Raw genomic sequence first — 13,057 nt, 5'->3', positions numbered from 1 at the left:
GGAGGCGTCTTGGAGGTGCTCGGTGCGGGCAGCGGCGGAAAAGCGGCCGGACTGCACGCCCTGGTGGCAGCGGGGGCGCGGGTGCCGGAGTGGACGGTGCTCGGGACCGAGGTGTTCGCCGGATTCCTGGCCGCCGCCGGGCTGCGCGAGCGGCTCGCCGCCCTCGCGAACGCCGCGGATCTCGACTCCGCACTGACCGCAGCCGCCGATCTGCGCAAGGCCGTCGCCGAGGCGGCCCTTCCCGAGGCGGCGATCACGGCCGCCTACGAGCGGATCGGCGGCACCGTCGCGGTGCGCTCGTCCGGGGTCGGGGAGGACGGCGGTGTCGACTCCTTCGCCGGGCAGTTCGACTCCTTCCTGCACGTCACCGGCGCCGATGCGGTGGCGGAGCGGGTCCGGCAGTGCTGGGCCTCGTGCTTCACCGAGCGGGCGATCCGGTACGCCTTCGCCCGGGAGCGCCCGCCGATCACCGAGCTCGCGGTGGTGCTGCAGCGCTTCGTCGCGGCCAGGGCCAGCGGCGTGCTCTTCACCGTCGACCCGGTGACCGGCGACGCCGACCGGCTGGTGGTGAGCGCCGTCTACGGCCTCGGCGAGGGGCTGGTCTCCGGCGCGGTGGACGCCGACACCGCCGTCGTCGACCCGGCGGGCGCCGTGCTCGAGCTGACCGTCGGCGCCAAGGAGCAGGAGTACCTGCCCGGCCCCGGCGACGGCCTCGTCACCACCGATGTCCCGGCCGAGCGGCGGGCGGCGCGGGTGCTGGACCCCGCCGAGCTGGCCGAGCTCGCCCGGCACGGCCGCGAGCTGGCCGCCGCGCTCGGTTCCCCGCAGGACATCGAGTGGGCCATCGACGCCGACGGCCTCTGGTTCCTGCAGGCCCGGCCGATCACCACGCTCGGTACCACCGCGCGCACCCTCGACCAGGCGCTCGACCAGGGCGCCGGCGAGGACGTCCCCGCCGGTGAGCTGCGGATCTGGGACAACTCCAACATCATCGAGAGCTTCAACGGCCTCACCTCGCCGCTCACCTTCACCGTGGCGGCGGGCATCTACGGCCGGGTGTACCGCGGCTACGCGGAATCGCTCGGCGTGCCGGAAGCGCAGCTGCGCCAGCTGGATTCGTGGACGCCGTACCTGCTCGGCCGGTTCAACGGCCGGGTGTACTACAACCTGCTGCAGTGGTATCGGATGGTCGGCATCGCGCCCGGCTACCCGCTGAACCGCAAGGTGCTGGAGGCGGCGCTCGGCGTCGCCGAGCCGCTGCCGAACGAGATCGCCCGCACCCTGCGCCCCTTCACCTTCGGCTCCCCGCTGCGCCGGGCCCGCTCCCGGGCGCGGACGGCTGTTGTCTATCGGCGCAGGCTCCGCGATATCGACAGCATGATGGCGGATTTCTGCGCCGAGTTCTACCGGGTCTACGACCGCTACGAGGCGGTCGAGTACACCGACGGCGCCGAGGCATACGCCGCCTACCGCGAGGTGGACCGGGACCTGGTCGAGCGGTGGGGCCCGATGATGGTGCTGGACGCCATCCTGCTCACCCTGACCGGCACCATGTTCCTGCTCACCAAGCTCTTCCTGCCGCGCGCACCGGAATCGCTGCTCTACGCCCTGCTCGGGCCCGGCGCCGATGTGGAGTCGGCCGAACCGGCGCGCGCCATGACCGACCTGGCCGAGCGCGCGCACGCCGACCCGGCCGTCGCCGAGCTGATCCGCGGCACCGACCCCGGGCAGACCTACACCGCGCTGCGAGCGGCGGGCCACCCGGAGTTCCTGCGCGAGGTGGACGACTACCTCGACCGCTACGGCTACCGCAGCCTGGACGAGCTCAAGCTGGAGATCCCCGACCTGCGCGAGGACCCCGCCGGGCTCTTCGTCATGCTGCGCAGCGCGCTCGGCCGGATCGGCGCCGACGACAGCACCGTGCCCGGCGCCGACGCCATCGACCCGGACGCCTACCTGGACGCGCACCTGCGCGGCGTCCGGCGCCGGATCTACGACCGGGTGCGGGCCAAGACCGCGCGCTGCGCCGCGCACCGGGAGCGGCTGCGGTTCTGCCGCACCCGCGCCTTCGGCATGGTCAAGCGGATGATCAGGGCCATGGGGCGCGACCTGGCCGCGCGCGGCGTGCTCGACGACTTCACCGACGTCTTCACGCTCACCGTCGACGAGCTGCGCGAATGCTACGACAGCGCGCCCGCCGCCGAGCTGCGCGACCGGATCGCCGCGCGCCGGATCGCCCGCACCGCCGACGCCGGGCTGGTCGCCCCGGCCCGGTTCGAGACGCGCGGAACGGATTTCACGCCGGATGCGCTGGCCGCGCAGGGCTGGGTCCCGGTCACCGATATCCCGGCGGCGGTGCCGGGCGACGTGCTCGGCGGTATCCCGTCGGCGGCGGGCGTGGTCGAGGGCAACGCGGTGGTGGTGGACGAGCCGCGCGACGTGGCGGGCGGCATCCTGGTCACCTACCGCACCGACCCGGGCTGGGTGGCGGCGCTGCCGTCGGCGTCGGCGCTGGTGATCGAGCGCGGCAGCCCGCTCACGCACGTCGCCATCGTGGCGCGCGAGCTGGGGGTGCCGACGGTGGTGCAGGTGCCGGGCAGCACGCGGCGGCTGCGGACCGGGATGCGGATCCGGGTGGACGGGACAGCGGGCACGGTCACCGTGCTCGCCGATGGAGGAGCCGAGAGTGGAGCCTGACGAGCACGTCGCGCGGATCCGGGGCTGGCTGGCCGCACCGGCCACCGACGCCGGGGTGTACTTCGCCGAGGAGGGCGACGGCTGGGAGTACCGCAGCTACGCCGAGCTCGCCGACCTGAGCTGGTCCATCGCCGCGCTCATGCGCGAGCGCGGGCTGCCCGGCGGCGCCGGGGTCTGCGTCATCATGCCGACCGGATTCCCCTGTGCCGCTGCCTTCTACGCGGTCTGGGCGTGCGGCGGGATCTTCACCCCGGTGGCGCCGCCGCTCTTCGGCGATCTGAGCCAGTACATCGCGCATGTCGCCGCCATTCTGGAGCAGGCGCAGCCGCGGCTGGTGGTGACCTCGGTCGAGTTCGCCGACCTCGCGCGGCAGGCACACGCCGCAGCAGGCCGCACCGACGAACCGCTGGTGGTCGACCTGGCCACGCTGCCGGAGCCGGGGGCACGGGAGTTCTCCGATCCGGACGAGTGCGCGCTGCTGCAGTTCACCTCCGGCTCCACCGGCACGCCGCGCGGGGTCCGGGTGAGCTGGCCGAACCTCGCCACCAATGTCGGGATGATCTCGGCGCTGGTGGACTGGCGGCCGGGCGAGGCCATGGTCTCCTGGCTGCCGCTCTACCACGACATGGGGCTGGTCGGCGCGTTCCTCACCACCGTGACCAACCAGGGCGACCTGTACCTCATGCGGCCGGACCAGTTCGTCCGCGACCCCGCGCGCTGGCTGCGCGCCATGACCGAGGCCCAGCACTCGCCGTCGCCGTCGTTCGCGCTCGGCTACGTGGCGCACCGGGTGCGGCCCGAGGAGGTCGCCGGGCTCGATCTGTCCGGCTGGCGCACGCTGGCGGTCGGCTCGGAGCCGGTGGAGGTCGCCGACCTGCGCTCCTTCGCCGCGCTGACCGGGCCGCTCGGGTTCAGCACGCGCGCGTACACGCTCGCCTACGGGCTGGCCGAGTCGACGCTCATGGTGACCTCGTCGGCGCGGGACCGGCCGATCACCGCGCTCCGGGTGGACACCGCCGCACTGCGGTTCGGTGCGCCGATCTCGGTGCTGGAGGCCGCGGAGCTGTCCGACGGGGCGAGCGTCGACGGCGCCGGGTGGATCACCGGACTCGGCTTCTCCACACCGGAATCGACGGTGCGCGTGGTGGATTCCGACGGCAACGAGCTGCCGGACGGCACGCTCGGCGAGATGGTCGTGGTCGGCGGGTCGGTGGCGCTCGGGTACTCCGGGCCGCCGGGTGCCACCTCGTCGACCCGGATCGAGGACGGGGTGCTGTACTCCGGAGACGCCGGGTTCCTGTATCGCGGTGAGGTTTTCGTGCTCGGGCGGATGGGGTCGAGCCTCAAGGTGCGTGGCAAGCCGGTGTTCATGGAGGACATCGAGTCCCGGGTGGCGCAGGAGGCCGGGATCACCAAGGGGAAGCTGGCCGCGGTCGCCATTCCCGATGCCGGGAATCAGGGCATCGTGCTGTTCGCCGAGTCGGCACCGGGGGAGTGGTTGCCGAAGGCGCACACCATTGTCCGGGGGGAGCTCGGACCGGCTCGGACCGTGCAGATCGTGACCGGGCCGCGCGGGATCATCCAGCGGACGTCGAGCGGGAAGCCGCGGCGTCGGCACATGTGGGAGTTGTTCCGGGCGGGCGGGATTCCGGGGAGCGAGGTGTACGAGCCGGATCGTGTCGGGTCTTCCGAGCCCGCTCGGACCGGGGAGGGGCCGGATCGGGACGGACGTTCCGAGGCTGCCGGCGGTGCGGAGGACGCGGACCGCGCAGGCGGGCGTGGGCCCGCGTTGCCCGCCGATCGAGTGACCGGGCTGCTCGAGGGGGCACTGGGGCAGGTGCGGGTGCCCGATGGGGCTGCGGTGCTGTTCGAGGGGTCGCTGGCCGAGGGGTTCGGCAATGCCGGATCCGATGTGGACTTCCTGGTCGTGGCGGCGGGCGACGAGGAGCTGCCGACGCTGCCCACCGTGCTGTTCGTCGACGGGCGGCGGGTGGAGATCCGCACCCGCTCGGTCGCCCAGCTGCGCGGGCAGCTGGCGACCGTCGCCGACGGCTCGGCGCTCGACGAGGACGTGCTGAACCGGTGCCAGCGGTTCCTCGGCGCCACCGTGGTGCGCGCGGGCGGCGACGTCGACCTGGCCGCGCTGCGCGCGGTGCTCGCCCCCGCGGAGCTGGCGGAGCGGCTCGCCGGGTGGTGGACGGCAAGGGCCGGGCAGGCGCTGCGGTACGCGGTGCTCTGGCAGCTGCTCGGGGCGAACGCCGAGGCGCTGGAGTGGGCGCGGGACGGGGTGAACCAGGCGCTCAAGGCGTGGGCGGCGCGGTCGGGGGAGACCTACCTGGAGACCAAGTGGCTGCCGGAGCAGCTGGCGCGGACGGGCGCCGAAGGGCGGGCGCTCGCGGCGCGGGCTCGGGCGTTGTCCGCGGTCACGGAGCTGCTGGCCTTCGCGGCGGAGCTGGGGGTGGATTCCGTGCCGGACGATCCGGCGCGGCTGCTCTTCGCCCGGCGTCCGGGGGTGACCACCTGGCAGATCGGCGATCGGGTGCACGTGCTGCGCGGCGACGACGTCTTCGTGCTCGCCGACGACGCCGCCCGGGCCTGGCGCTCGGTGGTGTTCCGGCGGCCGGTGCCGGTGCTGCTCGAGCGGGGCGGTTCGATCGGGGCCGAGCTGGCGGAGTTCGTGCGGCTCGGGTTCGTCGGGGTCGAGTGGCGCGGTGCCGGGGTCCTGACCCCCGCGCTGGCCATGTGCGATCCGGTCCGGCCGTATACCCCCGTCCCGCACGGTGCCGCGCCCGCGCTCGGGGTGCGCGGTGCGGCGGGAAGCGGGGCGGCCGTGACGCTCTCGCCGCTGCCCGCGCGCCGCTTCACCGAGTGCGCGCTGCAGCTGGTGTGGTCGAACATCGTGCTGGAGAACGCCGGGGAGGATCTCGCCGGTGCGGTGAAGGACGGCCAGTGGGCGGTCGCCGACATCGCGGCGCACCGCATGCTCGCCATGGCGGTCCGGGTGCTGGTGTCCGCCTTCGGGATCCACCCGCTCCCCGCCGATGTCGCGGCCTCCGCGACGCTCGAACGCCTGCTCCCCGCCGCCGCCGAGCACCGCGCCGAACTGCTCGCCGCCCTCGCGGCCGCGCAGACCGTGCGGTTCAGCCCGGCAGTCGACGGCATATCCGCCCTCGGCGCCCAGCCCGAGCCGGGCTCGCCCGGCGCGGCGGCGGTCGAAACAGGCGCAGAGCGCGTCGTCGACGCGGCGGTCGAAACGGGTGCCGGTGGCGCGGAACGCGTCGTCTACGCCGCGGGCGACCCGGCGTCCGCGCTCGCCCTCCTGGACGACTTCGTGACCCTGGTCCGCCGGGTGGCGGGGGGAACCGATTTCCCCGCCTCCTTCGACTCCAGGGAGCAGTGGCGCCGCACCCTCGCCATCGGCTACGACTGGCTGCGGATCGCCGGATACCTGAACACCGACCTCCCGCTGGACGAGGCGCGCGACCTGCTCGCCTCGGGCGGGCAGCAACCGCATCTGCGGGAAGGAGCGCAGGGATGAGCGACCCCACCGTGGCCGCACGGGTCAGCGAACTGGTCGCCGCCATGGCGCCGCGCCCGGCCGCCGAGCTCACCGCCGAGCACCGGCTCATCGAGGACCTCGGCTACGACTCGCTGCGGCTCATGGAGCTCACCGTCGTCCTGGAGCGCACCTTCGAGCTGCCCGGCTACAAGCCGGAGCAGCTGGCGGGCGTGCTCCGCGTCGGCCAGGTGCAGGAGCTGATCGGCTCCTCGCTCGCGGAGCGCACCCGGTGACCGGCGCCGTGCTGGTGACCGGCGCCAGCGGGCTGGTCGGCGCCGAGGTGGTGGCCCGGCTCCGCGCCGCCGGCCGCCCGGTGATCGCGCTGCTGCACGCCGCCTCGGCCGTCGTGCGCAACGACGGCACCGTGCTCGAACCGGACGAGCGGCTCTCCGGCGATATCCGCGAGCCCGAATTCGGCGGCGCCGCCGCCGATCTCGACGGCCGCGTGGCGATGATCGTGCACTGCGCCGCCACCACCGCCTTCGACGCCACCGAGCGGCAGTACGCGGAGCTGAACGTGCGCGGCACCGAGAACGTGCTCGCGCTGGCCCGCCGCTTGACCGTCCCCCTGGTGCACGTGAGCACCGCCTACGTCTGCGGCATGCGCGGCGGCACCGTGCTGGAGGACGAACTGGAGCACGGCCAGACCTTCGGCACCGGCTACGAGGCGAGCAAGTACCGGGCCGAACAGCTGGTCCGCGGCTCCGGCCTGGACTGGACGGTGGTGCGGCCGGGCATCGTCACCGGCGCGAGCGACACCGGCGCCATCCGCGACCACAAGAACCTGTACACCGTGCTCAAGCTCATGGTCGAGGGCAAGCTGCGCTCGCTGCCCGGCCGCTACGACGCCACCCTGAGCCTCGCCCCGGTCGACCACGTCGCCGACCTGATCGCCGCCGCCGCCACCGATTTCGAGCGGGTCCGCGGCCGGACCCTGCACGCGCTCGGCCGGGACACACTCTCGCTGCGCGAGGTCTCCGACGTGCTGGCCGAGTACCCGTCGTTCGCCGTCGCGACCTTCGTCCCGGAGCCGACCTTCGACGAGGCCGACCTGCCACCGATCGAGCGCGAGTACTACCGGCGCATCGGCGCGCTCTACACCAGCTACTTCGTCCGCAGGCTGCGCTTCGACACCGGGAACGCCGACCTGCTCCGCCCCGCGCCCGAGTCCGGGGCCGAGTACCTGCGGCTGCTGCTCGACCACTGCCTGGAGGTCGGCTACCTCGGTGACCCGCTGCCGTCGATCGCGGAGATCCTGGCCGGGAGCAGGCCGTGAGCGGCGATCTCGGGGCGCTGCTCGCCCGGCTCACCCCGCAGCCGGAGAAGGTCGCCGCCTACCGCGGGGACACCTACGTCGCGGAGACCGTCGAGCAGCTGGAGCGGCTCGGGCTCGACCCGGCCGCCTTCGCCACCGGGCACTCCATGCTGCTGCTGAAACCGGACGCGATCGTCGCCCGTGCCGTCCATCCGGCGCTGAAGTGGCTGGGCGACAACGGGTACCGGGTGGTCGCCGCCGAGATCGTTCCGGTGAACCGGCACCTGGCCCGCGCGCTCTGGTACTACGCCTGGAATATCGCCTCGCCGGAGCGGCGCAGGCTGGCCGACCTGCTCGTCGGGATCTCCGACGCGCTCGTCCTGGTCGTCGCGGCCGCCGCCGATCCGCTCCCGGTTCCCATCCGCCTCGCCCGCGCCAAGGGCCCGACCGACCCGCGCAAGCGCCGCCCCGGCGAGCTGCGCCACCTCCTCGGCCGCGACAACTACCTCCTGAACCTGGTGCACACCCCCGACGACCCCGCCGACGTCCTCCGCGAACTCGCCATCTACTTCCCGGAGCCCCTCCGCGCCGAGGTCATCGCCGCCACCCGGTCTGCCCACGGCACAACAAGTGACGCGACAGTCACCCCGCCGATACCGCCCGCGGATCGCGCCGGTGCACTGGCCGAGGAGCTGTACGCCCTGACCCCGGAACGCTCGTTCGAGCGAGAAGCCGCTCTGGAGCGAATACTGCACGACCTCGCCCCGCTCCCGGCCGATACCGACCCCACCACCCTGCTCACCAGCGCACTGACCACCGGCACCCCCGTCGACCCCTGGTCCGCAATCGTCCTCGGCTCACAGGTACTGCCCATGCGCGTCGGCACCGAAGCGCAGACCCTGCGCCCGGTGACCGCCACCGACTGGACGGAGAAATTCGGATGAGCCTGGAAGCGGTCGTCGCCGGCGTATCCCACCAGCAGCCCGTACGCCGCGAGCTGACCCACCGCGCCGCCGTCGCCGAGGTCTTCGTGACCTCGCTCGCCGCGCGGGAGGGCGGCGGCTACCTGGCCGGCGCGCAACTGCCGAGAATGCACGCCTACTACGGCGACCACACCGGCACCCCGGCCCGGCTGCACGACCCGCTGCTCGTCATGGAGACCGCCCGCCAGGCCTCGATCGCGCTCACCCACGAGTTCTTCGGCGCCCCATTGGATTCCGCGTTCCTGGTGCGCACCTTCAACGGCATCGGTGTGCCCGGCGCCGCCTGGGAGTGCACCCCCGAACCCACCAATCTGGTACTGGCGGTGGACGTCCCGCGCGTGCATCGGCAAGCGGGCGCGGTGTCCGGCCTGGACATGGTGCTGGAGATCGCCGGCCCCGCGGGCCCGCTCATGACCGTCGACGGCTCGTTCTCCTGGACCTCCCCCGACCGCTGGGCCCGCCTGCGCGGCGCCTTCCGGCAGAGCCTCGAACTCCCGCCCGCCCCGGGCCCGACGGTCGCCGCCGAGCCGGTGCCGCCCGGCACGGTCGGCCGGGAGAACCGGCGCAACGTGATTGTCGGTGCCCCCGAACAGCTCGGCGCCTCGGCGCAGGCCGGTGCCGGCGGACGCGGCGCGCCGGAGCACGCCGATGCCACGGGCGGAGCCGGTGCCTCGCCGCAGATCGGCGATGCCGTCCGGGTACCGCTGGCAGTCGACCCCCTGCACCCCTTCCTCTTCGACCACCACCTCGACCACGTCCCCGGCAGCGTTCTCCTGGAAGCCGCGAGGCAGAGCGCCCTCACCCTGCTGAACGCCGAATCCGCGAACCCGCAACTCCTCTCCGTCACCAGCCGCTTCGACCGCTTCGTCGAACTCGACCTCCGCACCGAATGCCGAGCCGAGATCGCCACCCGCACCGGCGACCTGACCACCGTGCGCTGTGTGATCGGCCAGGGCGCCACCGCCGCCGAGATCGACCTGACCTTCCTGGACGGCCGGGAACCGGGGTGATCGGCACCGCCACCCGGCTGGCCCGCTTCGCCCGGGTCATGTACAAGCCGCACTACCTGCTCTACGGGGTCCTGTGGGTCTTCGCGCTGGAGGCGACGCTCGGCCTGCTCGCGGCGCCGGACTCGGCGTGGCGGCCGTCCTGGTCGACGGGGCTGCGGGTGCTGATCGTCGCGATCGTGCTGCTCTACCTGCGCATGGTGGACGAGCAGAAGGATCTCGGCTACGACCGGGTGCACAATCCGGACCGGCCGCTGGTCACCGGCGCGGTCACCGCCACCGACCTGCGGATCGGCATGGCGGTGATCGCCGTGCTCGCGGTGGCCGGGAGCCTGCTGCTCTCGGCGGGCTCCGCGCTCGCCATCGCGGCGGTGCTGCTCTACGGGCTCGGGCTGTGGGGGCTGGAGCGGATCTCGGCGTGGGTCAGGGACGACATCCTGGTCAACCTGGTGGTCACCTACCCGGTGCAGCTGCTGGTAACCGCCTACGTCCTGGTCTCGGTGCTCGACACCGAGGGGGTTGCCTCCGGGTTCTGGTCGCTCGCCCCCGCGGCGCTGATCTTCGCGGGTGCGTTCCTGCAGTTCGAGTTCGCCAGGAAGACCGCGCGCGAGCCGCGGCCGGGGGAGCACTACTACTCGAATGTGCTCGGCGCGGTGGGCAGCACGGCCGTGTCGCTGCTGTTCGTGGCGCTGGCGGTCGGGGCCGATCTGGCGCTGGTGCGGCCGTGGGAGTACGGCGGCGCCCGGTTCTGGCTGGGGCTGCTTCCGGTGCCGCTCGCGCTGCTGCCCGGCTACGGCGCGGTGCGGTTCCTGCGCGGCGGGGAGTATCCGCTCGGCCCGCCGGTGCTGTTCATCATCGGGCTCTACGCCGTGCTCATCGCGCAGTCCGCGGCCGGAGCGTGACCGGGAGCCGGGACGGCGCCGCGACGAAGTCGCCACTGGACGGCTTCACCCGGTAGCCGCTGTCCAGGACCGGATCCCAGTGCGTGAACAGCGCGGCGGTGGCGAGCGTGATGGTGAGCAGCGCGAAGTTGTTGCCGGGGCAGTGCCTGGCGCCGACGCCGAAGGGGAGCACGGCCTTGCGGTCGATGCCGTCCACCCGCTCCGGGGCCCAGCGCTCCGGGTCGAAGCGGGCGGGGTCGGGGTAGTGCCTCGGGTCGTGGTGCACCAGGTACGGGCTGTAGACGATGACCGCGCCGTCCGGCAGGGTGAGGCCGTCGAAGGTGACGGGGCCGTCGGCGTTCTGCGTGCTCACCCACGGTCCCCAGTAGCGCAGCGTCTCCAGGATCACCCGGCGCAGGTACGGCAGCCGGTACAGGTGGTCGGGCTCGACCGGACCGGCGCCGACCTCCGAGTCCAGTTCGGCGCGAACGGCTTTGGCGATGTCGGGGGCGCGCAGCGTCTCGTACCAGACCCAGGCCAGGATGGAGGCGGTGGAGCCGACGCCTGCCGCGAGCATGAGGATCAGCTCGTCCACGATCTCCTCGTCGCCGAGCGTGGCGCCGGTCTCGGCGTCCACGTGGCCGATGAGCGCGGAGAGCACGTCGCGGTGGTCCTGCCCGTCGGCGCGGTAGGCGCGCACCACCGCGCCGATCTCGCCGCGCAGCGCCGCGGCCTTGCGGGCGAACTTCCGGTCGGCGACGATCCTGGCGCGGTTCACGGCGTCCGGCAGCGCGGCCCGCCGCACCACCTGGGCCAGCAGCCACGGGATATTGCGGCGCACCTCGGCCTTGGCGGCGGCGCCGAAGTCGGCGGTGAAGAGGGTGGCGGAGATGGTGTCCAGGACGAGGGCGTGCGCCGACTCCATGAGGTTCACCGAGCCGGGAAGGGCGGCGGCCCACGTGTCGGCGATCCCGGCGGTGACGGCGGCGTAGTCCTGCAGGCGGCGCTGGCGAAGGGCGGGGGCGATCATCCGGCGCCGGAGTTCGTGCGGGGTGCCGCTGAGCACATTGGAGGCGCCGCGGACCACCTCGTGCATGGCGGCGCGCAGGTCGTCGCGGTGGAACTCGCCCGCGGTGCCGAAGCCGACCTGGCGGACGAGCTCCGGGGTGGTGAGGACGTAGGCGGGGCGCGGGCCGAGGTAGACCCGGACCACCGGGCCCACCGCGGCCAGCGAGCGGACGAAGCCGAGGCTGTCGCGGAGCGCCGCGGTGCTGTGGCCGAGCAGCGGCAGCCTGCCAGGGGCGGTCGGCACCTCCGCCGGGGTGCGCGGCATGCGCGCGTGGGGCGGGTCGGCGAGCAGCTTCGCGTAGACGGCGGTGATCTCGGTGCTGAGCGCGGACTGGAGGGCGGGGAACGGCGTGGCCGCTATCGCTGTGCGCAGGGTTTCCAGCTCGGCGGGGGAGTCCGCGAGGGTGCGCAGTGCGGCGGCGATGGCGTCGGGTTCGGGGCCGGTCAGGACGCCGCCGCCCGGCGGAATCGACTCGCCGAGCGCGGGGTCGCAGTACACCACCGGCAACCCCACTGCCGCGGCCTCGAGCAGGGCCATGCCCTGGGTGTCGAAGCCGAGGGACGGGAAGAGCAGGACGTCGTGCTCGCGCATGGCGTGCAGGCAGTCGCGCTGCGAGCGGGCGCCGTGGAAGCGGATTCGCGGGTCGGCACCCGCCAGTTCGCGGGCCGCCGCCAGCTGGTCGCCGTCGCCGTAGACGTCGAGGACCGCGCCGGGCACCCGGAGCACGGCCTCGATCGCGGCCAGCGGCCGTTTCTCCGCGGAGAGCCGGGCGCACCACAGCACCCGCAGCGGCCCGGCGTCCGCCCGCCGGACGGGCTCGGGTAGCGGGTCGGCGCCACCGGCGACCCCCCACGTGGCCTTCTCGCGCTCATCGGCGGGTGCCGCCGCGACCGCAGGTGCGGGCGTCTCGACGGCGTCGGCGGGTGCCTCGGCCCCGAGCTCGTCGAGCAGATCGTCGTCGACTCCGTTGGAGATCACGTGCAACGGCCCCCCGAACCCGTGCGCCCGCAACCGCTCGGCGAAGTGCGCCGACGGCACGATCACCGCGTCCGCGGCCTGCGCCTGCGCGATCATGGTGTGCCAGGCATGCCTGGCGGCCCGCGACTCGGGAAGGCGCGGCATCCGCCCCCGATGCGGCAGCACGCTGTTGTGCACGGCGCGCATGGCCAGCGCCGCCGGGTAGGGGGCGGGGGCGGTGTGCTGGATGAAGACGTCGTCCCGGCTGTGGATCGTCTGCACCAGCGGAATACCGTGCCGCCGCGCCGCTTTCACCCCGGCGACCGCGACGCCGTAGGTGGTCTGGGTGTGCACGATGTCGACCGGCCCGCGCTCGGCGAAGACCGCGTCGATCAGCCGCGCGTTCGCCCGGGTCGGCAGCACCGCGGCGAAGCCGTTGACCGAGAGCGCACGCAGCGGCGAAAGGACCACGAGGTCCGGGTCGGGTTCGGTAGATTCCGGACCGGGCGCGGTGAATACCGTGACGCGGTGCCCGAGCCGCCGAGCACCGCGGTACTGGGCGGCGACCGAGGTCTGGATGCCGCCGACGGTTCCGGGGTGGAAATCGGTGAACAGCGCGATGTGCATACGGCCACGGTAGTGAGGGAAC

General features: G+C 73.7%; 8 protein-coding genes. 7 read left to right on the top strand and 1 reads right to left on the bottom strand.

The window, feature by feature from the left end; genetic code table 11:
- The first annotated feature begins 15 nt into the window (after window positions 1-15).
- From ACFUJ1_RS12320 to ACFUJ1_RS12290, 7 genes are read left to right on the top strand one after another with little or no spacing between them, the layout of a single operon-like run.
- Window positions 16-2,697 carry a phosphoenolpyruvate synthase gene (locus ACFUJ1_RS12320; RefSeq protein WP_378645342.1) on the top strand — a complete coding sequence of 894 codons (2,682 nt, stop codon included), beginning with the start codon at window positions 16-18 and terminating at the stop codon, window positions 2,695-2,697.
- Complete coding sequence (locus tag ACFUJ1_RS12315; protein ID WP_378645098.1) at window positions 2,687-6,235, top strand: AMP-binding protein; 3,549 nt, start codon at window positions 2,687-2,689, stop codon at window positions 6,233-6,235. The genes ACFUJ1_RS12320 and ACFUJ1_RS12315 overlap by 11 nt, the downstream gene beginning before the upstream one ends.
- Complete coding sequence (locus ACFUJ1_RS12310) at window positions 6,232-6,489, top strand: acyl carrier protein (protein ID WP_378645097.1); 258 nt, start codon at window positions 6,232-6,234, stop codon at window positions 6,487-6,489. The genes ACFUJ1_RS12315 and ACFUJ1_RS12310 overlap by 4 nt, the downstream gene beginning before the upstream one ends.
- Window positions 6,486-7,532, top strand: coding sequence for an SDR family oxidoreductase (locus tag ACFUJ1_RS12305; RefSeq protein WP_378645095.1), 1,047 nt, complete (start codon window positions 6,486-6,488; stop codon window positions 7,530-7,532). The genes ACFUJ1_RS12310 and ACFUJ1_RS12305 overlap by 4 nt, the downstream gene beginning before the upstream one ends.
- Window positions 7,529-8,455 carry a nucleoside-diphosphate kinase gene (locus ACFUJ1_RS12300; protein ID WP_378645094.1) on the top strand — a complete coding sequence of 309 codons (927 nt, stop codon included), beginning with the start codon at window positions 7,529-7,531 and terminating at the stop codon, window positions 8,453-8,455. Before ACFUJ1_RS12305 ends, ACFUJ1_RS12300 begins: the two co-directional genes overlap by 4 nt.
- Window positions 8,452-9,504, top strand: a complete 1,053-nt coding sequence (locus ACFUJ1_RS12295) for an AfsA-related hotdog domain-containing protein (RefSeq protein WP_378645092.1) — start codon at window positions 8,452-8,454, stop codon at window positions 9,502-9,504. The genes ACFUJ1_RS12300 and ACFUJ1_RS12295 overlap by 4 nt, the downstream gene beginning before the upstream one ends.
- Window positions 9,501-10,403, top strand: coding sequence for a hypothetical protein (locus tag ACFUJ1_RS12290; RefSeq protein WP_378645090.1), 903 nt, complete (start codon window positions 9,501-9,503; stop codon window positions 10,401-10,403). The genes ACFUJ1_RS12295 and ACFUJ1_RS12290 overlap by 4 nt, the downstream gene beginning before the upstream one ends.
- Here the strand turns inward: ACFUJ1_RS12290 and ACFUJ1_RS12285 are convergent.
- Window positions 10,375-13,035 (bottom strand): cytochrome P450, encoded by a 2,661-nt coding sequence (locus ACFUJ1_RS12285; RefSeq protein WP_378645088.1) that lies wholly within the window; start codon window positions 13,033-13,035, stop codon window positions 10,375-10,377. The genes ACFUJ1_RS12290 and ACFUJ1_RS12285 overlap by 29 nt on opposite strands.
- Window positions 13,036-13,057 lie beyond the last annotated feature (22 nt).

Source organism: Nocardia sp. NPDC057227 (assembly GCF_042669725.1).
In the GTDB taxonomy this organism is placed as follows: Bacteria; Actinomycetota; Actinomycetes; order Mycobacteriales; family Mycobacteriaceae; genus Nocardia; species Nocardia asteroides_A.
This window is presented reverse-complemented; position numbering and strand designations above follow the sequence as displayed.